At 43.6% G+C, this 220-nt stretch carries 2 protein-coding genes; both read right to left on the bottom strand.

Features of this window, described 5'->3' with window-relative positions:
- Nucleotides 1-56: hypothetical protein (locus tag B7C60_RS19990; RefSeq protein ID WP_281251686.1), on the bottom strand; the 56-nt coding region annotated here is incomplete at its 3' end.
- Nucleotides 57-72: 16 nt separating this feature from the next.
- On the bottom strand, nucleotides 73-220 hold a 148-nt coding region (locus B7C60_RS08030; protein WP_157928692.1), incomplete at its 5' end, for an FCD domain-containing protein.

Below are 220 nucleotides of genomic sequence, written 5' to 3'. Positions count from 1 at the left end.
AAAGGATGATGGGACTGAATAGCGAGCCTGAATTTGGCTCCCGGACTTAAGCTCATAAGATTCTCCTTAATTTTAGACTTCATGGTGGATTTGTTGTTCAATCAAACGACGACTGTAGGCAACGTGTCTACGCATCAGCATCTCGGCCAACTCTTCATCACGATTACGAATCGCCTGAAGAATAAATTTGTGTTCTTCTAATGCTTCCACTGGGCGAGAA

Origin of the sequence: Vibrio fujianensis, assembly GCF_002749895.1 — a bacterium.
Lineage (GTDB): Bacteria > Pseudomonadota > Gammaproteobacteria > Enterobacterales > Vibrionaceae > Vibrio > Vibrio fujianensis.
This window is presented reverse-complemented; position numbering and strand designations above follow the sequence as displayed.